We start from the raw sequence: 19433 nt of genomic DNA, 5'->3' as shown, positions 1-19433 counted from the left end.
TGGACCGGCCCCGCGTCGCTCGCCCGGCGCAGCCGCCGTCAGGGCAGATTGAAGTTGAACTCGTAGGCCCTGTCGGGGCCGACCAGCGTGAATTTCAGGGCCGCGCCGTCCGGCTTCACGCCGGGCGGAACGCCGTCGAGCTCGAAGGCGAAGCGCTTGATGCCCGGTATGCCGCTGTCGCGCACGGTCGGGATCGGCAGCGCCCAGTCCGGCGTCGGCCCCTCGACATAGAGCTGGACACTGCGCGGATCGGCGACGGCCACGTCGACGATGACGTCCTTCTGGCCGTCGCGCTTGACGTCGCGGATCGTCAAGGGATTGGCATCGCCGACGGTGGCCGGCTTCGGCACCGTGTCGAGGGCCGCCGAGAGCGCCGTATCCTCGGTGCTGGCGACGCTGGTGAAGGCGAGCTCGGCCTTCGCTTCGACGGGAATGCAGATCTTCTCGCAGACCGCGTAGCTGATGTCGGCGCGCAGGGTCATCGGCTTGTCGGCGTTCCTGGCGACGATGCGCAGCGGCAGCACGACCTGGTCATGATAGCCGAGCGAGTGTCCGCCGGCGCCGTCGTCGAACTTTGTTGGCGCGGGCCACAGAACCGTCACCGCTTCGACGTTCTCCGACTTGGAAAAGTCGAACCGCGGCGGCACGCCTGAATCGCCGGGCGTTCGCCAATAGGTCTTCCATCCCGGCTGCAGCGCAAGGGCGATGCCGCCCAGCATGACCGGACCGCTGCGCGAGCCCGCGAGCAGGCGCACTGCGGAGTGGCTGTCGCGCTGCCAGGGCGAGGAATCCTGCGCCTGCGCACCGAACGCAAGGCAGGATGATACGACGGTCGCGACGAGCAGTGTGGCAGAGTGGTGAGGAACCAAGGCGGACATGAGACGTCTTTAGAGTGCGGTTCGGGCGCAAACCATTGAAATGCTTGTGAGCAGATTTCCTCGCGAGGACCTGAACCTTGATTGACAGATGCGCATCCCAATATCAGGATATCAATGATCATGAGAGTCCTTGCGGATGAATCCTGAGGCAAAAAGGCTGGGCGACATTCGCCGCAAAGTGACAGGGATCGGGGATCACACCTCTCACGGTGGTTACCTCGACGGCCAGCTGCTGGTTGCCATGCCCGTGATGGGCGATTCCCGTTTCGAGCGCTCGGTGATCTATCTCTGCGCGCACTCGGCCGAGGGCGCCATGGGTATCATGGTGAACCGGCCGGCGGGCAGCATCGACTTCCCTCAGCTGTTGATGCAACTGAATATCATCGAGAAGAGCGATCAGATCAGCCTGCCCGACAGCGCCGAGACCATGAAGGTGCTGAGCGGCGGCCCGGTCGATACCGGACGCGGCTTCGTGCTGCATTCGAGCGACTACTTCATCGCCAACGCGACCTTGAAGATCAACGACGGCGTCTGCCTGACGACGACGATCGACATTCTCAAGGCGATCGCCAAGGGCGACGGTCCGAAGCACGCCATCCTCGCCCTCGGCTATGCCGGCTGGCGCGCGGGCCAGCTGGAGGAAGAGATCCAGGACAATGGCTGGCTGCATTGCGACGCCGATCCGGAGCTGATCTTCGGCGACAATGTCGACGCCAAATACGATCTCGCGCTGCGCAAGATCGGCATCGATCCGGGCATGCTGTCCAACGCCGCCGGGCACGCATAGGCCTTATCGTCCGGTTGGAGCCCCCGCGCTCGCTGGGATCAGAGAAGGCTTAATGGGGCGCTCTGCCTCTCCGTCGTCATTGCGAGCGCAGCGAAGCAATCCAGAATGTCCACCGCGGATGCAGTCTGGATTGCCTCTGCGCTTCGCTCCTCGCAATGACGACATGGAGAGGGAAGAAGCCGCGCATCTCTGCTGAAGGCAGAACTACTCCGCCGCCTGCTGCGCCACCGTCGGCTCGGTGCCGGCCACGGTGGCGCGGCGCATGTCGCGCGGTTGCGACTGATCGTAGCGGCGCACGCGGTGCATGGTCTGCCTGTTGTCCCACATGATCAGATCGTGCAGCGTCCATTTGTGGACGTAGACGAACTCGGGCTGCGTCGCATGCTCTGTGAGGTCGCGCAACAGCAGCCGCCCTTCCGGCATGCTCATGCCGAGCACGGCGCCGGCATGCGACGACAGATACAGCGACTTGCGGCCATGCGCCGGATGGGTGCGGACCAGCCGCTGCCTGACCGGCTTGAACATCTCCTTCTCCTCATCGGTGTAGTCGAGGAAGCCGAGCGAGCCGCGCGAATACATCAGCGAATGTTCGCAGACGAGATCCTCGATCTCGTCCTTGGTGTCCTGGTCGAGCGCGTCATAGGCGGCGCGCATGTCGGCGAATTCGGTGTTGCCGCCCTTCGGGTTCACGATTCGCGCCGACAGGATCGAGTACTTCGCCGGGATCGGCCGGAACGAGCTGTCGGAGTGCCACAGGCAGTTGCCGAGATTGAACAGATGCGTGCGATGGTCTGATGGCAGCGGCTTGCCATCCTTGCCGAGATTGGAGACGTCGTTGAGGCCGGTGGTGAGGCGGTAATCCTCCTTCTTGGTGACCGTGCCGCCGCGCGCCTGCTCGCGGTCGCCGAAGCTGAGCGCGAGGGCGAGCTGCTGCTCGTCGGTGACGTCCTGATCGTGAAATACGAGAACGGCGTAGTGATCGATCGCGGCCTGCAACTGCGCGACCTCGTCCCGAGCGAGACTCTTGCGCAGATCGACACCGGACACTTCGCCGACGAAATGCGGATGCAACTGCCGGATGGCGATCGCCATGGTGTCCTCCTCACGTCCTCATGACGGCGGACTCCTGTCCGCTTCTTCTGAAGCAAGAGGCTACGCCGGCGATGTGCGAAGTCAACGCAAGGCGCGGAGCGCCGCGCGCACGGCTGTCATGCCGGCGCGTCAGACGTCATGCGTTGCGGGCCATCAGCCCGCCGTCCACCGGGATCACCGCTCCGGTGACGAACGAGGCGGCCGGCAGGCACAGGCTCAAGGTCATGTGCGCGACTTCTTCGGGATCGCCATAGCGGCCAAGCGCGGTGCGGCGCCGCGCGTAGACCGCCTTCTGCTCGTCAGGAATGCGCGCGGTCATCGCGGTCGTGATCGGGCCCGGGCAGATGCAGTTGACGGTGATGCCGTCGCGGCCGAGCTCGACGGCGAGCGAGCGCGTCAATCCAGTCACGCCTGCTTTCGCCGCGGAATAGGCGCTGTGCAGCGCCGTTGCGCCGAGCGCCTCGGTCGAGGCGATGTTGACGATGCGCGGGCTGGATGAGCGGCGCAGATGCGGAAGCGCGGCGCGGATGACGCGCTGCTGCGCCGTCAGCATGATCGCAAGCCCTCTCGCCCAGGCCTCGTCGTAAGCCTCGTCGTCGATCGCGACACGGACCGAGATGCCGGCATTGTTGACGAGGATGTCGAGCCCGCCGAAATGCGCCGCGGCCTCGCCGACGACGGCGCTGATGGCGTCGCGGTCGGCGAGGTCGAGCCGCCACGCGCGCGCTGTTCCGCCGCAGACCAGGATATCCGCCGCCACGGCGCCGGCCCCGTCCTCATCGATATCGGTGACTGCGACGCTGGCGCCTTCATCGGCGAACACGCGCGCGGCCGCGCGCCCCATCCCCGACGCCGCGCCGGTGATCAGGACGGTCAATCCCTTGACCGAGCGGCTGAGTTGCCTGTGCTGGTGCATATTTGCGGCTCACGGAAAAATGCGCATCGCATGCGCGCCGTCGGGATTAACACTGATCGGACGCATTCGGTAGGCACTCATCCGGCGTGGCCGAATTTGCGTTGCCTACGACAGGGATCAACAAACCGGAGTGATCATGGCGCTCTCCAAGATCTTCATGCGCTTGGCGTTGGTGGTGGGACTGATCGCAACCACGGCAGCGCATGCCGACGGCATCAATGCCGGCGGCCGCAAGGCCAGCGCGTTGCGGCCGTTCGACGCGCGGAGCGTTGCCGAGTTCGATACGCCCTGGGCCATCGCCTTCCTGCCCGATGGGCGGATGCTGGTCACGGAGAAGCCGGGCCGGATCTTTCTGGTCACGCAAGGTGGGAAGAAGATCCAGATCGGCAACGTGCCCGCGGTCGCTGCGCGCGGACAGAACGGTCTCCTGGACATCGCGGTGTCGCCGAGCTTCGCGACGACGGCGCAGATCTATCTCACCTACACCGAGCCGAGCGGCGAGGGCAGCCGGCTCGTACTGACCCGTGCCGTGTTGTCGGTTTCGAATGACAACGCCACGCTGACCGACCCCACTGTGATCTGGCGCCAGACGCCGGCCGGCGGCGGTGGGCAGCCCGGCGGCATCGTCGCGTTCGATCCCTCGGGAGCGCATCTGTTCCTGACCGTCGGCGACCGCATGCAGCCGAACAGCGCCCAGGATCCGCGGCAGGCGCGCGGCAAGGTGCTCAGGCTCAATCTCGACGGCGCGACGCCGTCGGACAATCCCATGGCCGAGGACAAGGGCGTGCCGGCGCAGACATGGACCACCGGCCACCGCAATCCCTACGGGCTCGCCTTCGCGCCCGATGGCAGGCTCTGGCTGCACGAGATGGGACCGCGCGGCGGCGACGAGCTGAACCTGATCGAGCCCGGCAAGAACTACGGCTGGCCGCTGGTGTCGAACGGCGACAATTACGACGGCACGCCGATCCCGCGTCATGCGACGCGGCCGGACCTCACGTCGCCGCCGCTCTATTGGGATCCCGTGATCGCGCCGGCCGGCCTGGTCTTCTATGACGGTCCGTTGTTTCCGCAATGGAGGGGATCGGCGCTGATCGGGGGCTTGCGGGTTCACTCGCTGGTCCGCGTCGCCTTCCGGCCCGATGGTCAACCGGACGAGGCCGAGCGCTGGGACATGGGCGAGCGCATCCGCGATGTCGCCGTGGCGCCGGACGGCGCCGTCTGGGTGATCGAGGACGACTCGCCCGGCCGCCTGCTGCGGCTGACACCGATGAAGTAGCTGCGCAGCAGCATTGATGCGAAGGCGCCGATGCCGGTGTCGCCACAGCCGCGATGCCGTTGACAGGGCCTGCGCCGATCCCCACACCATCCGACAAATAACAATAGAAGGAGTGGGGAGATGAATGCGCTCGATTTCACGGGACGCTCGGTGCTGGTGATCGGCGGCTCGAGCGGCATCGGCAACGGCATTGCGCAGGCGTTTCGCGCGCAGGGCGCGCGCGTCGATATCAGCGGCACGCGGCCGAGTGCTGCCGATTATGCCGCAGACGAGGGCTCCGATCTCGTGGGGTTGAACTACCATCAGCTCGATGTGAGCGATCCCGGCGCGATCGAGAGCTTCGCACCGCAACTCGATCGTCTCGACGTGCTCGTGCTGGCGCAAGGCGCGGTGCTCTACCGGCGCGGCGAGTTCGCCATGGACGGCTTCCGCAAGGTGGTCGAGGTCAACCTCATCAGCCTGATGGCCTGTGCGACGAAATTTCACGGCCGGCTGCGCGATGCCAAGGGCGCGCTCATCATCGTCTCGTCGACCGCGGCCTATCATTCCACCATGGGCAACCCGGCCTACAACGCCTCGAAGACCGGTGCGATGGGATTGACGCGAACCCTGGCGGAGGCGTGGGCGGAGGACGGCATCCGCGTCAACGGGATCGCGCCCGGTCTCGTCGACACCAAGATGACCAAGGTGACGACCGCCAATCCGAAGCGTCTCGAGAGCGCGCTGCAGCGCATCCCGCTGCGGCGGTTGGGCACGCCGCAGGACATGGCCGGTGCGGCGCTGTTCCTGGCCTCGCCGCTGTCGTCCTACATCATCGGCCAGACCCTCGTCGTCGACGGCGGCCTGATTTTGTAGTGGTCCGGAACCTGCGCCGTGCTGGCCGGTTAGCAGGCCAGCAATCCCGCGCAATGCAGAGAAGGAGAGCGGCAATGGATCAGGATCGGCTGACCGGTACGGCCAAGGATGTCGCAGGCAAGATCGAAGGCGGCGTCGGCGAGATGTTGGGCGACAAGAGCACGCAGGCGTCGGGCCGTGCACGCGAGGCTTCGGGCGTCGTGCAGAACATGTATGGCCAGGCCAAGGACGCGGCGCGCGAGGCCGGCGATGCGGCGATGGATTTCGCCAAGGATACGTTCGGCAACGGCTCCGAAACGCTCCGTGACGGCACGCAGGCCCTGACCAAGCGGGTTCAGAACAATCCGATAGGTGCACTCCTGGTCGCCGGCGGCATCGGCTTCCTGCTGGCGATGCTGATGCGCTCGCCGAGCCGGCCGCAGCCGCCGCAGCGCTGGCGCTACTGAGGCTGCAACAGCCCCGCTAACGGACGATCAGATGAAAATCGGCCCGCATTCGTTCTCGAATGCGGGCCGATTTGTCATGGGGCATCTTGTTCCTGAATGATCCGCGTCGACCGCCCTCAGCGCCGAAATGCGGTCACGATCAGCGGCCCTGGGTCTCCAGCGCTGCTGCCGAGCGGCCGACCAATCCTGGCGGCCGCGGCGGCGCGTTCGGATTGCGCGCGGCGGGCGGCCGCGCCGGCTGCTGAGGCGCGCCGAAGCCAAAGAAGTCGCGGACGCCCTGATTCGGCTGCTGCGTTTGGGCTGGCGGCTGCTGGGCGGGCGCCGCCGGCGTCGTCAGCCGCTTCTGCCTCGGCTGCGGCGGCACCGGTCCCTGCGCGGCCGGAGTTGCTTCCGCCGGCGAGGTCGCGGCCATCGGCGCCTCGGGCCGGGTGAACTCCTTCGGCGGCTCCTTGGCCTGCTCGCGCCCAACCTCGCGGCGGGGCCAGGCGAAATCGTCGGCGCGGCCGGCGGGCGGGCTCAACGCCTCGCCCTTGACCAGGGTCCGGGCCGCCAGCGCATCGACCGCCGCAGGTCGGGAGCCGGGGCCGCCCAGCAGCTGGTCGGTGCCGACGGATGACGCCACCAGCGGCAGGATCGGGCCGGCGACCGGCCGCGGCGCCGGCTGGCCGGGCACGGCATTGGCGTCCGGCGTCGCCGGCTCGTTCGGCAATTCGAGCGGCGCTGAACGGGCCGCGAGCAGCCGGTTGATCTCACGCTCGGCATAGTGGGCGAGCTTGCGTGCGCCCGGCTTGGTGAAATACACGCCGTCATAGGAGCGCAGCTGCCGGATCTGGCCTTCGAAGTCCGGCCCCTTCTGCAGGAAGCGGCCGGACTCGTCGACAAAGCCATCCCAGACGTCGACATAGGTGATGCCGGCCTTGCCGGCCGCATCGCGATACAGCGAGTCGAGGAACAGCGTGTCCGCCGTGCCCTTGGGACCGCGAACCGCGGGCAGGCCGACCCAGAGCACGGGCACGCCCTTGCTCTTGGCGATCGCGATCATCTCCTCGATCTTCTTCGTATACAGCTCGACCCAGCGCTCGTCCCGGAACTCGTAGAGGCCGCCCGGCGAGCGGGCGGCCTTCTCCGGTGCCGCAACCGCGGGCGTGTCGTTGTCGGCCTCGTCCTGCGGCAGATCGGTATCGGCAGCCTTGTCGTCGGGCTTGGCCGCCGTGTCGGCCTTGCCATCCGGCTTGGCTTCGCCCGGCTTGGCCTCACCGGGCTTTGTCTCACCAGGCTTGGCCTTGGCATCCTTCTTGGCCTTGTCGCCCTTCTTGTCGTCGGGCTTCTCGGTCTTCTCCATCGCGGGCTCGCGCAGCGAGATGCGGTCGTTGAGGCCGAGCATGATGACGATGGCGTCGGCGCGCTCGGTCGCCAGGATGCCCTTGGCGGCGGCGGCCCAGTCGGCCGGCTCGCCCTTGGGCTGGTACTTGATGAGGCCCGAAGTGGTCCTGATCTTGCGGGTCACGCCCATGTCGGGCTGCTCGGAATAGGCCTCTTCCAGGCCATAGGCGAGCCAGTCGGCCATGGCGTCGCCGAGCACCAGCACATAGCGGTCCGGCGTACCATCACGCTTCTCCGGCGGCGGCGCCTTGGAATAGTCCTGGATCACCCTCTTCGGCTGTTGCTGCGGGAACGGAGTAAAGAAGTCGCCGCCGAACCAACCTCCGCCACCTCCACCGCCGCGCGGCGCCGGGCGGGGCGAGGCGAACGGGTTGAAGTTGAAGAACTGGGCCGAGGCGGGGCCGGCGATGCCGACGAGCATGGCGATGACGACCGCCAGCACGACCAGCGGGCCGGGCTCGTTCAACAGCTTGAGGATGGACTTCAGCTTTGACATGCGCACCCGTCGCGCGGCGAGATCGTGACGATCCATATAATAGGACGCGAATCAGGCCGCAAACGGGCATTCACCGGATGGTGTTGATGGCATCGGTAATCGCCCCACACGGTTACCGGCAGGGCAGATTGGGCTGTGATCAGCGCGCCCGCAGCCGTTCGAGCACATCCGAGGTGGCAAATCCGTCCGCCGGCGCCCCGATCGAGGCCTGGAAGTTCCGCAGCGCCTCGCGCGTCTGGCCACCGAACTGGCCGTCCGGCGTTCCGCGGTAAAATCCGCGCTCGGCGAGCAATTGCTGCAGCTCCAGCCGCTCGCCGCGCGACAGCGTTCGTTCCTCGCGCGGCCAGGACTGAACGAACGGCGGTCCGCCCCGCAGACGGTCGGCGAAGTGGCCAATCGCCAGCGCATAGGCTTCCGCCGGGTTGTATTTCATGATGACGCGGAAGTTCTGCAGCATCAGGAAGCCGGGGCCCTGGGCGCCGGCCGGTGCCAGCAGATAGGCCTTTTCGGCGCTGGCCGGGAACGGCTGACCGTTGGCTCGCCGCAGGCCGAGCTGTTCCCACTGGCCGAAGCTCATGCTCTTGGCGCGGTCAGCGAGCATGTAGTTGAAGCCCTGGGGCACCACGACCTCGTAGCCCCAGCTCTGGCCGCTCTGCCAGCCGTCCTTCTTCAGATTGTTGGCGGTCGAGGCGATCAGGTCGGCCGGATTGTCGACGACGTCGCGGCGGCCATCGCCGTCGGCATCGACGGCGAAGCGCTTGAACGCGGTCGGCATGAACTGGGTCGGGCCGAAGGCGCCTGCCCACGAGCCGCGCATCTGCTCGGGGCGCAAATCGCCGCGATTGAGGATCTCCAGGGCGGAGAGGAACTCGTCCTTGAAATAGGCCTGGCGGCGGCCGATGCAGGCGAGCGTCGCGGTCGACTGAAGCACGCTGCGGTCGCCGATCTGGGTCGAGTAGTTGGACTCGATGCCCCAGATCGAAGCGATAATGTAACGGTCGACGCCATAGGCGCGCTCGGCCGCATCGAACTGCGGCTTGTACGTCGCCAGCACCTCGCGGCCCTTCGCCAGCCGGTTGTCGTTCACCAGGATGTCGAGATAGTCCCAGATCGACTTGGTGAATTCGGGCTGCGCGTCGAGCAGGTCCATGATGCGCAGGTCCGGCGACAGGCCGGCGGTGAAGCGCTGGAAATTGTCCTGCGTGATGTTGCGCCGTGCGGCATCTGGCCACATGCCGGCGACGCAATTGTCGAAATTGCCGGCGGCTTCGCGGATTGCGGCCGCCGTCATCAGCGGATGGCCGGAGGCGCCGTCCTCGCCGCTCCACGGCTGCGGCCCGCCGGCGGCGGGGGGCTGGTTGGGGGCGGGGTTGCCCTTGGTCGGGGTGCCCGTGAACAGGCCGTCGAGAAAGTTCAGCGGCCCGCCGCCGGATTGCGCGACAGCGGAACCAGACACCACCGTCAACGCCGTGACCAGAACCGCCGCGCCAGCACCGGCCTTCAGAGCTGTCAGCATCACGTTCCGTCGCATCATGTCTCGATCCAGATCGCATGGAAGATCGGGCTCCACGAGGCCCGGTCCTGCTTAACGGGAGATTAACAAGGTTAACGATTTCCGCAGCGAAATTTAGCCGTTCGGTCCGTGTCGAGCGGAACACTGGACCCAACATCCGCCTTTGTTCTCGGCTGCAAACGAGCTACCTAAAATGCGATCGATTTCGCATTCATATCGCCACAAGGTCTAGTCATCCCCATGAAGATCCGCAAAGCCGTTTTTCCGGTCGCCGGTCTCGGCACCCGCGTCCTTCCCGCCACCAAGGCGATGCCGAAGGAAATGCTGACGATCGTCGACAGGCCGCTCATTCAATACGTCTTCGACGAAGCCAAGGAGGCGGGCATCGAGCATTTCGTATTCGTGACCGGGCGCAACAAGACCGCGATCGAGGATCATTTCGACCGCATGTACGAGCTCGACGCGACGCTCGCGGCGCGCGGCAAGAAGACCGAGATCGAGATCCTGGCGCGCGACCAGCCGGAGGCCGGCGCTGTCAGCTTCACCCGTCAGCAGGCGCCGCTCGGCCTCGGCCATGCCGTGTGGTGCGCGCGCGACATCGTCGGTGACGAGCCGTTCGCGGTGGTGCTGCCGGACGAACTGGTGCTGAACTCGCCGGGGTGCCTGGCGCAGATGATCGCGGCGGCGAGGAAGCTTCCGGAGAAGAGCAACGTGCTGGCGGTGCAGGAAGTGCCCGCCGACCAGACCCATCAATACGGCATCTGCGGCGTCGGCAAGCGCGACGGCAAGATCTTCGAGGTCGACGGCATGGTCGAGAAGCCGGCCAAGGGCACCGCGCCGTCGAACTTCTCGATCACCGGGCGCTACATCCTGCAGCCTGAGATCTTCCAGATCCTGGCGACGCAGGAGCGCGGCGCCGGCGGCGAGATCCAGCTCACCGACGCGATGATCGGACTGTCGAAGACACAGAAATTCTATGGCGTGGATTTCGACGGCGAGCGGCATGATTGCGGCTCGAAGTCCGGCTTCCTGCGCGCCAACATCGCCTTCGGCATGGCGCGGGCCGACCTGCGCGATGGCCTGCGCGAGGACATGAAGCGCTATCTCGAAGGCAAGGGCTGAGGCCAAGCCGGCGAGAAATGCCGCGCCTTCGAGGCGGTTGGCGGCATCACGCCGCCAGCGAGGCCGCGGGTGACGGGTGACGCACCACCGCGCTGGCGCAGCGGTTACGGCCCGCGGCCTTGGCCATGTAGAGGGCGCGGTCGGCGGCGTTCAGCAGGCCGGTCCAATCGGTGTCGCGCGACGGCGTGACGCTGGCGGCGCCGATGCTGATCGAGGTGGTGCACGCTTCTCCCGCCCACAGCTTGACCTTGCTGCGGATCGTCTCCGCGACGCGCAGCGCATCCGCTTCCGAGGTCCCCGGCAGCAGCACCGCGAACTCCTCGCCGCCATAGCGCGCGGCGCAGTCGCCGGCGCGCCGCACCGAATCGGAGATGCACACGGCAATGCCGACCAGCACCTGATCGCCGGCTTGGTGCCCATGGGTGTCGTTGTAGCTCTTGAAGTGATCGGCATCGATCATCAGCAGCCCCAGCGGCGCGCCGGTGCGCTGCGCCCGCCACCATTCGAGCTCGATCGTCTCGTCGAACTTGCGCCGATTCTTCAGGCCCGTCAGCGGATCCGTGGTCGCGAGCTGCTCCAGCCTGGATTCGATCTTCGCCCGGAGCTGGATCTCGCGCGCGGCGACCTGCGTCGCGGCCAGGACGAACACGATCAGCGCCAGCATCATCGCCCCGATCTCTGCAGCCTCATTGCGCCAGTATGCGTAGACGCTGTCCCACGACTTGCTGGCGATCACGACCAGCGGCTCATTGCCGTTGCGCCAGACCAGGAGCCGCGGCAGATCGTCCAGTGCGCCATAGCTGCTCGACCAGCCGGACGGCTCGGTGAGCGCGCGGGTCACGGCCGGCGCCCGCGCCAGATTGCGGCCGATCGCGGCGGAATCGAACGGCGCGCCGACGACGACGGTGCCGTCGCGCCGGAGCACCGTGATGTTGCCGCCCGACCCGAGCGTGAGCCGTGCGAACAGGTCGCGGAAATAGCCGAGGCGGATCGAGCCGGCGACGACGCCGGCGAAGCGTCCGTCCGGCGTCGAGATGCGGCGGCTGAGAACGATGGAGTATTGGCCATGATGCTGGGCGGGCCGCCCGACATAGAGTCCGGTGTCGGGCCGGTCGCGATGCACCTGGAAGAAATCGGCGTCGCTGCGGTCCTCCGGCAGCGGGTCGAGCGTCGACGACTCGAGCGACAGCCGTCCGCGGGCATCGAACACCTGGATGGTGCCGAAATTCTTCGCGGTGGACGAACGGTCGAACAGGATCAGTTGGCGGACCGGCTTGCTGACCTCGTTGATTTCGGGCAGCAACATGTTGCTGGCCACCGCCCGCAGCGAGAGATCGTAGAGCTCGACGTTGCGGCTGATGTCGGCGCCGATGCTGGCGGCCATGTTCTCCAGCGCCTGGCGGGCGCGGACCTCCTCGCTCCGGCGCAGGTCGATCATGACGCTGGCGCAGATGGCGGAGAAACCGATGATGGTCGAGATGGAGCAGGTGATCAGCGTGCGCGCCGAGACCCGCCAAGGCTGCGTCGCCCGGCCCGTTCGGCGTTTCCAGCGCATCGGATCGTCCCGTCCCCGTGGAGTCCCGTCCGTAGACTGACGGATAAAGCCGAAGTAACGCATGTTAGATTAACGAGTCGTTGCGTTCGCCGCGCCTGTCGTCAAGGCGGCCGCACACGCGCTGGTACGATGGAGTCGAGACTTGCCGGACTATGATGCGCTTCGAGACTATCTCAAGCGGCAGACCCGCCCCGAGCTGGTGCTCAGCCTCGACGAGATCGAGGAGTTGATCGGCGACAGCCTGCCGCGCGCGGCGCAGCGCGCCTCGTGGTGGGACAGCCTGCGGAGCCCGCAGGAGAAAATGCCGCAGCGCGAGGCCTGCCTAGCGGCAGGCTATGTCGCGACCCGACTGCCGGATGGCAAGGGTGTCCGCTTCCGCAAGCTGAAGCCGGAGCGCTGAGCTGCATCCGTGCCCGTGGCAATTGGCCTGCATCCTGCTCTCCAGGCGGTGACGCGCTTCGAGTTCAACGTCGACGAGGCGATCGAGATTTTGGAGAACGCCGGCTGGAAGGAGGGCGCGAGCGGCATTCGCGAGAAGGGCGGCAAGCCGCTCGAGCTCGTAGTCCAGACCTCCACCAACGTCCCGCGGCCGAAGAACCAGGCGGTCGTCAGGCAGGCCCGTCAGAAGGCGGGCATCGAGCTCGAGCCGAAGTCGGCGACGGGCTCGGTGTTCTTCTCCAGCGACGTCGCCAATTCCGACACCTACACGTACGTCTACTGCGACATGGAGATGCTGATGATCACGATGGCGTCGCCGGGTACGCGCGTCAGCGGCATCCGCAAAGGTTTGTAGAGCCGTTCCTCGGAATGGGACAACGACCTCTGGCAGTTGCCGAACTGGTGTCGCGAGAGCTGAGCGCACATCGAGAGCGTTCATGCCGAAGCAGAACATTCCGGTGTGTGGCGACCGTCGCCAGCGACGTAGTTCCATTTTCCGGGATGTGACTCGCAGTCAATCTTTCCGCATCTGCGAAGTGCGACAATCGATCCGTTCTTTATTGCAGAATTGGCCCGGATTCTGCTTTGACAGTCGCTTCGAAGGCTGATCCAATTTTATGCAGTTCCCGATCGATGCAAGACGGGGACGCGTTTTTTGGCATTCAGCACCACCTTTGGAGTCGATTGATGAACGAGCGTGACCTCCGTAGCCAGATCGCTGATGTCAAAGCAGGACGCCTGTCACGGCGCGAATTTGTGCAGCGGATGATTGCCGTGGGGCTGACCGCGCCGATGGCCGGCGCGATGCTCGCCCATTCCGGCGTCGCCGTGGCCGCCCAAGCCATCGCCTACAAGCCGACCAAGGCCGGTGGCGGCGGTCCGCTCAAGCTGCTGCTCTGGCAGGCGCCGACGCTGCTCAATCCGCATTTCGCCATCGGCACCAAGGACCAGGAGGCCAGCCGCCTGTTCTACGAACCGCTGGCCGGATGGGACAAGGGCGGCAATCTGGTGCCGATTCTCGCCGCGGAGATTCCGAGCAAGGAGAATGGCGGTCTTGCGGCCGACGGTTTGTCGGTGACCTGGAAGCTGAAGAAGGGCGTCAAATGGCACGACGGCAAGCCGTTCACCGCCGACGACGTCATCTTCAATTGGGAATACGCCAACAACCCCGAGACCTCGGCGGTCTCGATCGGCAGCTACAAGAACGTCAAGTCGATCGAGAAGATCGACGATCTGACCGTGAAGCTGATCTTTCCGCAGCCGACGCCGTTCTGGGCCGATGCCTTCGTCGCCTCGTTCGGCTGCATCATCCCCAAGCATCACTTTGCGGATTATATCGGCGCGAAGTCGCGCGAGGCGCCGGCGAACCTGAAGCCGGTCGGTACCGGTCCCTACATGTTCGTGGACTTCAAGCCGGGCGACACCGTCGCCGGCAAGCGCTTCCCGGACTATCACGTGCCGACGCAGCCCTATTTCGACACGGTCGAGATCAAGGGCGGCGGCGATGCCGTCTCCGCTGCGCGCGCGGTGCTGCAGACCGGTGAATACGATTACGCCTACAATCTGCAGGTCGAGGACGAGATCCTGACCAAGCTCGAGGCGGGCGGCCAGGGCAAGACCGAGCTGACGCTGACCGGCCACATCGAATATATCGGCCTCAACGTCACCGATCCCAATGTCGAGGTCGACGGCGAGCGCGCCAGCCTGAAGACCAAGCACCCGCTGTTCTCCGATCCCGAGGTGCGCAAGGCGATCAATCTGCTGATCGACCGTGCGTCGGTGCAGAAGTTCATCTATGGACGCGCCGGCGTCGCGACGCCGAACTTCCTCAACAATCCCGAACGCTTCCGTTCGAAGAACAACAGCTTCGAGTTCTCGATCGAAAAGGCCAGCCAGATCCTCGATGCGGCCGGCTGGAAGAAGGGCGCCTCCGGCATCCGCGAGAAGGACGGCAAGCCGCTCAAATTCGTATTCCAGACCTCGATCAACGGCCCGCGCCAGAAGAACCAGGCGATCATCAAGCAGGCGTTCCAGAAGGCCGGCATCGAGGTCGAGCTGAAGTCGGTGGTCGCGTCGGTGTTCTTCTCCTCGGACGTCGCGAACCCCGACACCTACTCGCATTTCTACTGCGACATGCAGATGTATCAGACCACGATGCCGCAGGCGGATCCGCAGTTCTTCATGAACCAGTTCGTGTCCACCGAGGCCGCGACCAAGGAGAACAAGTGGCAGGGCCGCAACATCTGCCGCTGGCAGAACAAGGAGTATGACGAGACCTACAAGCTGGCCCAGAGCGAGCTCGATCCGGTCAAGCGCGCCGCGCTATTCATCAAGCTCAACGATCTCGTCGTGCGCGACAACTACGTCCTGCCGGAGATCAACCGGCTCAACGCGATCGGCGTGAAGAACGGCATGGTGCTTTACAAGAGCGGCTGGGACAACGATCTGGCGTTCATCGCCACCTGGTATCGGGCGAGCTGACGCGCGGCCAGCATGACCAGCCAGACATCGTAGGGGTGGAGCGATGGGAAACTATCTTCTCAGGCGCCTCATCGTCGCTGTGCCGAGCCTGCTCGGCATCAGTCTCATTCTGTTCGTGCTGCTCGCGCTGGCACCGGGCGATCCATTCGGCGAGCTCGCGAGCAACCCGAACGTGCCGCCCGAGGTGCGCGAGGCGCTGCGCATCAAGTTCGGGATGAACGATCCCGTGCTGTTGCGCTATGTCCACTGGCTGGTCGCCATGTTCCAGGGCGACTGGGGCTTCTCCTTCGCCAGCCGCGTCAACGTCGACACGCTGATCCTGCAGCGGATACCGACCACGCTCTACGTGGTCGGCACCGCGCAGATCCTGGCGCTGGCGGTGGCGCTGCCGGTGGGCGTGCTCGCGGCGCGGCGGCCCTATTCGATCTTCGACCAGATCGCCAACACCTTCGCCTTCATCGGCTTCTCGCTGCCCACCTTCTTCACCGGCCTGTTGCTGATCCTGATCTTCAGCGTCAATCTCGGCTGGCTGCCGTTCGTCTATCGCGCCGACCTGCAGGCCACCGGCTGGCAATGGTGGTGGGAGAGCATCAAGCAGGCGATCATGCCGGTCATGGTGCTCGGCCTCTATCAGGCGGCGTCCTACACCCGCTATGTTCGTTCGGCCGTGCTCGACGTCATCAAGCTCGACTACGTCACGACCGCGCGTTCCAAGGGCCTCGACGAGCGCAAGGTGATCGTCAAGCACGTCGTGCGCAACGCGCTGATCCCGGTGGTTACGCTGGTGGCGCTGCAGATGCCGACCGTGTTCGGCGGCGCCATCGTCACCGAGCAGATCTTCCGCATTCCCGGCATCGGCTCGCTCCTGATCAGCGCGATCCTCGCCAACGATACGCCGGTCATCATGGCGGTGACTTTCGTGTTCGCCTGCCTCGTCGTCCTCTTCAACCTCATCGCAGACATTCTGTATGGCTGGCTTGACCCACGCATCTCCTTCCGTTGAGACGGCGCCGGTCGCCGCATCGCCCAAACGGCGTTTCTCGCCGGGCCGCGACGCGCTCCGCCGCTTCCTCCGTCACCGCCTCGCGGCCGCCAGCATCGTCGTGCTGCTGCTGCTCGCGCTCTCGATCCTGCTCGGCCCGTGGCTGTGGCGGATTCCGATCAACGAGATCGACTTCACGGCACGCCTCGCGCCGCCGTCCTGGGAGCATCCGTTCGGCACGGACGATCTCGGCCAGGATCTGCTGGCGCGCATGATCTATGGCGGCCGCATCTCGCTTGCGGTCGGCTTTGCCGCGATGGGCGTGGCGCTGTTCGTCGGCATTCTCGTCGGTGCGATCGCCGGCTCGGCCAAGGGACCGGTGGATGCCGCGCTGATGTGGCTGACCGATCTGTTCCTGTCGCTGCCGCAGCTGCCGCTGCTGCTCCTGATCATCTATTTGTTCCGCGATTTCCTGAAGGGCTGGCTCGGCCCGGAAGGCGGCGTGTTCGTGCTCATCGTGCTCGTGATCGGCGGCTTTCGCTGGATGCATGTGGCGCGTCTGGTCCGCGCGCAGTTCCTGTCGCTGCGCGAGAAGGAATTCGTCGAGGCCGCGCGCGCGCTCGGCGCCTCCAACTCCCGTCTCGTCGTCCGCCACATCCTGCCGAACGCGCTGGGGCCGGTGATCGTCGCCGGCACCATCGACGTCGCGGCCGCGATCATCGCGGAATCGACGCTGTCGTTCCTCGGTCTCGGCTTCCCGCCGGACATTCCGACCTGGGGCCGGCTGCTGTTCGACGCCAAGGACTATCTCGACATCGCGCCGCATTGGGCGCTGTTCGCCGGCGGCGCGATCTTCCTTACCGTGATCGCGATCAACTTCATCGGCGATGGCCTGCGTGACGCGCTCGATCCGCGGAAGGTGATGTGATGGATGCCCGCGTAGCTCCGCTCCTCGAAATCAAGGGGCTGAAGACCTATTTCAACAGCGACGAGGGCGAGGTCCAGGCCGTCGACGGCGTCGACATCTCGATCGGCAGCGGCGAGACCCTGTGCGTGGTCGGCGAGTCCGGCTCCGGCAAGACCGTGACGGCCATGTCGGTGCTGAAGCTGATCGCGATGCCGCCCGGTCGCATCGCCGGCGGCCAGATCCTGTGGCGGGGCCGTGACCTGGTACCGCTCGGCTCGTCCGAGATGAACAAGATCCGCGCCAGCGAGATCGCGATCGTGTTCCAGGAGCCGATGACCTCGCTCAACCCGGTCTACACCGTCGGCGACCAGATCGCCGAGGTGATCCGGCTGCATCAGGGCCTGTCGAAAAAGGCGGCGATGGATCGGGCGGCCGAGATGCTGGCGCTGGTGCAGATCCCCAATCCGAAAGCCCGCGTGAACGACTATCCGCATCATTTCTCCGGCGGCATGCGCCAGCGGGTGATGATCGCGATGGCGCTGTCGTGCAATCCCAAGCTCCTGATCGCCGACGAGCCGACCACCGCGCTCGACGTCACGATCCAGGCGCAGATCCTCGATCTGCTGCTCGATATGAAGGAGCGGCTCGGCATGTCGATCATGCTGATCACCCACGCGATGGGCGTGGTGGCCGAGGTCGCGCAGCGGGTCGTGGTGATGTATGCCGGCCGGGTAGCGGAGGAGGCGCCGGTCGAGCGGTTGTTTGCCAATCCGCGCCATCCCTATACGCAGGGCCTGATCCGCTCGATCCCGCGTATCGATCTCGCGGCGGTCAGGAAGAGCCGGCTGGAGAGCATCCCCGGCAGCGTGCCGAAGCTGGTCAATCCGCCGGAGGGCTGCCGCTTCGCTTCCCGCTGCCGCTTCGCCATTCCCGATTGCAAGCTCGCGCAGCCGGAGCTGCGCGAGATCGAGCCCGGCCACAAGGTGGCGTGCATCCGCGCCGAAGAGACATTGCTGTGATGACCGAAGCTGCGATTGCCACGCCCGCCGCACCCGCGCCGCTGCTCAGCGTGCGCAACCTGACCAAGGCGTTTCCGATCCGCGGTGGACTATTGAAGCGCCAGATCGGCAGTGTGCGCGCGGTCGACGGCGTCAACTTCCACATCGAGCCGAGCGAGACCTTCGGCCTCGTCGGCGAGTCCGGCTGCGGCAAGTCGACCACCGGGCGCTGCGTGCTCAGGCTGATCGAGCCGAGCTCGGGCGAGCTGAGCTTCGAGGGCAAGGACGTCATCGCGCTGTCCGGCGACAGGCTGCGCGCGTTGCGCCGCGACATCCAGATCATCTTCCAGGATCCCTATGCTTCGCTCAACCCGCGCATGACCATCGGCGCCATCATCGGCGAGGCGCTGACGATCCATGGGCTGGCGACCTCACGCCAGCAATATGAGGCGCGCATCGTTCATCTCTTGGAGACCGTCGGCCTGCAGGCCGACCACATGACCCGCTATCCGCATGAATTCTCCGGCGGCCAGCGCCAGCGCATCGGCATTGCGCGTGCCATCGCGGTCGAGCCCAAGCTGATCATCTGCGACGAGCCGGTATCGGCGCTCGACGTGTCGATCCAGGCCCAGGTCATCAACCTGCTCGAGGATCTGCAGCAGAAGTTCGGCATCGCCTATCTGTTCGTCGCCCACGACCTCTCGGTCGTCGAGCACATCAGCCGCCGCGTCGCGGTGATGTATCTTGGCCGCATCGTCGAGACCGCGCCGTCACGCCAGCTCTATTCGACGCCGAAGCATCCCTACACCGAGGCGCTGCTGTCGGCTGTGCCGATCCCGGATGCGAGCGTCAAGCGCAAGCGCGTGCGGCTCAAGGGCGAGGTGCCGAGCCCGATCAATCCACCATCGGGTTGCCACTTCCACACCCGCTGCCCGATCGCCAAGGACGTCTGCAGCAAGGAAGTGCCGCCGTTGAAGGCAAGCGCCGAGGGGCATCTCGTCGCCTGCCATTTCCGTTGAGGGCGGAGGTCGGCGCGTCACGCCGCCTGACGGTCCGAGACCAGCGCCGTCAGTCGCACCGATTGCTCCGGGTTCAGTGCGAACTGGACCAACGCGGTGCGATCGCCGACGTGGGTCACGGTCCCCGGCAGATCGGACACCATGCCGGGAGGAATCTAGATGCGAGCCATTTTAAGGATTCGCAGTTGATGCCCGGTCAAGTGCGGATGGAAACTAGTTGCCGCACGCGCGGGGGGCGCTTCCGTAGTTGTACGGACGCCATTTTGTGAGTGTTGAGTAGTTGCGT

General features: G+C 65.8%; 18 protein-coding genes and 1 pseudogene. 12 read left to right on the top strand and 7 right to left on the bottom strand.

Annotated features, from left to right (window positions below; translation table 11 throughout):
* Positions 1 to 38 precede the first annotated feature (38 nt).
* Positions 39 to 878 carry a protein-disulfide reductase DsbD domain-containing protein gene (locus QX121_RS28830; protein WP_315813658.1) on the bottom strand — a complete coding sequence of 280 codons (840 nt, stop codon included), beginning with the start codon at positions 876 to 878 and terminating at the stop codon, positions 39 to 41.
* 136 nt (positions 879 to 1014) lie between these two features.
* Between QX121_RS28830 and QX121_RS28825 the strand changes: the two genes are divergently transcribed.
* Complete coding sequence (locus QX121_RS28825; protein WP_315713870.1) at positions 1015 to 1665, top strand: YqgE/AlgH family protein; 651 nt, start codon at positions 1015 to 1017, stop codon at positions 1663 to 1665.
* Positions 1666 to 1869: 204 nt separating this feature from the next.
* Here QX121_RS28825 and QX121_RS28820 read toward each other — a convergent pair whose 3' ends face one another.
* Together QX121_RS28820 and QX121_RS28815 are read right to left on the bottom strand one after the other, a co-directional pair.
* On the bottom strand, positions 1870 to 2757 hold the full coding sequence (locus QX121_RS28820) for a TauD/TfdA family dioxygenase (protein WP_315813657.1): 888 nt from the start codon (positions 2755 to 2757) through the stop codon (positions 1870 to 1872).
* A 136-nt stretch (positions 2758 to 2893) separates the two neighbouring features.
* Complete coding sequence (locus QX121_RS28815; RefSeq protein WP_315813656.1) at positions 2894 to 3673, bottom strand: SDR family NAD(P)-dependent oxidoreductase; 780 nt, start codon at positions 3671 to 3673, stop codon at positions 2894 to 2896.
* A 136-nt stretch (positions 3674 to 3809) separates the two neighbouring features.
* Between QX121_RS28815 and QX121_RS28810 the strand changes: the two genes are divergently transcribed.
* The 3 genes from QX121_RS28810 (at position 3810) to QX121_RS28800 (ending at position 6253) form a co-directional block, all read left to right on the top strand.
* Positions 3810 to 4952, top strand: a complete 1143-nt coding sequence (locus QX121_RS28810) for a PQQ-dependent sugar dehydrogenase (RefSeq protein WP_315813655.1) — start codon at positions 3810 to 3812, stop codon at positions 4950 to 4952.
* 120 nt (positions 4953 to 5072) lie between these two features.
* The gene (locus QX121_RS28805) at positions 5073 to 5807 is read left to right on the top strand and encodes an SDR family oxidoreductase (protein ID WP_315734491.1); all 735 of its coding nucleotides are present in this window, start codon (positions 5073 to 5075) and stop codon (positions 5805 to 5807) included.
* A gap of 74 nt (positions 5808 to 5881) precedes the next feature.
* Complete coding sequence (locus QX121_RS28800; RefSeq protein ID WP_315734489.1) at positions 5882 to 6253, top strand: CsbD family protein; 372 nt, start codon at positions 5882 to 5884, stop codon at positions 6251 to 6253.
* Positions 6254 to 6392: 139 nt separating this feature from the next.
* On the opposite strand, the gene QX121_RS28795 is transcribed toward QX121_RS28800, so the two are convergent.
* Positions 6393 to 8132 (bottom strand): DUF459 domain-containing protein, encoded by a 1740-nt coding sequence (locus tag QX121_RS28795; protein ID WP_315813654.1) that lies wholly within the window; start codon positions 8130 to 8132, stop codon positions 6393 to 6395.
* 139 nt (positions 8133 to 8271) lie between these two features.
* Positions 8272 to 9666: a lytic murein transglycosylase gene (locus QX121_RS28790; protein ID WP_315734484.1), complete on the bottom strand. Its 1395-nt coding sequence runs from the start codon at positions 9664 to 9666 to the stop codon at positions 8272 to 8274.
* A 219-nt stretch (positions 9667 to 9885) separates the two neighbouring features.
* Here QX121_RS28790 and QX121_RS28785 point away from each other — a divergent pair, with 219 nt between their 5' ends.
* Positions 9886 to 10767, top strand: coding sequence for a UTP--glucose-1-phosphate uridylyltransferase (locus QX121_RS28785; RefSeq protein WP_315753327.1), 882 nt, complete (start codon positions 9886 to 9888; stop codon positions 10765 to 10767).
* Between the two features lie 46 nt (positions 10768 to 10813).
* Here the strand turns inward: QX121_RS28785 and QX121_RS28780 are convergent, their stop codons facing one another.
* Positions 10814 to 12322, bottom strand: coding sequence for a diguanylate cyclase (locus tag QX121_RS28780; RefSeq protein WP_315753325.1), 1509 nt, complete (start codon positions 12320 to 12322; stop codon positions 10814 to 10816).
* Positions 12323 to 12464: 142 nt separating this feature from the next.
* On the opposite strand from QX121_RS28780, the gene QX121_RS28775 reads away from it, so the two are divergent.
* The 7 genes and pseudogenes from QX121_RS28775 to QX121_RS28745 all read left to right on the top strand — a co-directional run bounded on the left by QX121_RS28775 (position 12465) and on the right by QX121_RS28745 (position 19147).
* Complete coding sequence (locus tag QX121_RS28775; protein ID WP_315734477.1) at positions 12465 to 12722, top strand: hypothetical protein; 258 nt, start codon at positions 12465 to 12467, stop codon at positions 12720 to 12722.
* 54 nt (positions 12723 to 12776) lie between these two features.
* Positions 12777 to 13178: pseudogene (locus tag QX121_RS28770) on the top strand (peptide ABC transporter substrate-binding protein); the annotation flags it as partial.
* A 269-nt stretch (positions 13179 to 13447) separates the two neighbouring features.
* Positions 13448 to 15241 carry a peptide ABC transporter substrate-binding protein gene (locus QX121_RS28765; protein ID WP_315734475.1) on the top strand — a complete coding sequence of 598 codons (1794 nt, stop codon included), beginning with the start codon at positions 13448 to 13450 and terminating at the stop codon, positions 15239 to 15241.
* 43 nt (positions 15242 to 15284) lie between these two features.
* Positions 15285 to 16244: an ABC transporter permease gene (locus tag QX121_RS28760; protein ID WP_315713883.1), complete on the top strand. Its 960-nt coding sequence runs from the start codon at positions 15285 to 15287 to the stop codon at positions 16242 to 16244.
* Positions 16210 to 17151, top strand: a complete 942-nt coding sequence (locus QX121_RS28755) for an ABC transporter permease (protein ID WP_315813653.1) — start codon at positions 16210 to 16212, stop codon at positions 17149 to 17151. The genes QX121_RS28760 and QX121_RS28755 overlap by 35 nt, the downstream gene beginning before the upstream one ends.
* Complete coding sequence (locus tag QX121_RS28750) at positions 17151 to 18149, top strand: ABC transporter ATP-binding protein (RefSeq protein WP_315813652.1); 999 nt, start codon at positions 17151 to 17153, stop codon at positions 18147 to 18149. Before QX121_RS28755 ends, QX121_RS28750 begins: the two co-directional genes overlap by 1 nt.
* On the top strand, positions 18149 to 19147 hold the full coding sequence (locus tag QX121_RS28745) for a dipeptide ABC transporter ATP-binding protein (protein WP_315813651.1): 999 nt from the start codon (positions 18149 to 18151) through the stop codon (positions 19145 to 19147). The genes QX121_RS28750 and QX121_RS28745 overlap by 1 nt, the downstream gene beginning before the upstream one ends.
* A 17-nt stretch (positions 19148 to 19164) precedes the next feature.
* Here QX121_RS28745 and QX121_RS28740 read toward each other — a convergent pair whose 3' ends face one another.
* On the bottom strand, positions 19165 to 19290 hold the full coding sequence (locus QX121_RS28740) for a hypothetical protein (RefSeq protein WP_315813650.1): 126 nt from the start codon (positions 19288 to 19290) through the stop codon (positions 19165 to 19167).
* Positions 19291 to 19433 lie beyond the last annotated feature (143 nt).

Origin of the sequence: Bradyrhizobium sp. SZCCHNR2028 (assembly GCF_032380995.1) — a bacterium.
In the GTDB taxonomy this organism is placed as follows: Bacteria; Pseudomonadota; Alphaproteobacteria; order Rhizobiales; family Xanthobacteraceae; genus Bradyrhizobium.
Note: the sequence above shows the minus strand (reverse complement) of the source record. Positions and strands in the feature narration are given on the sequence as shown.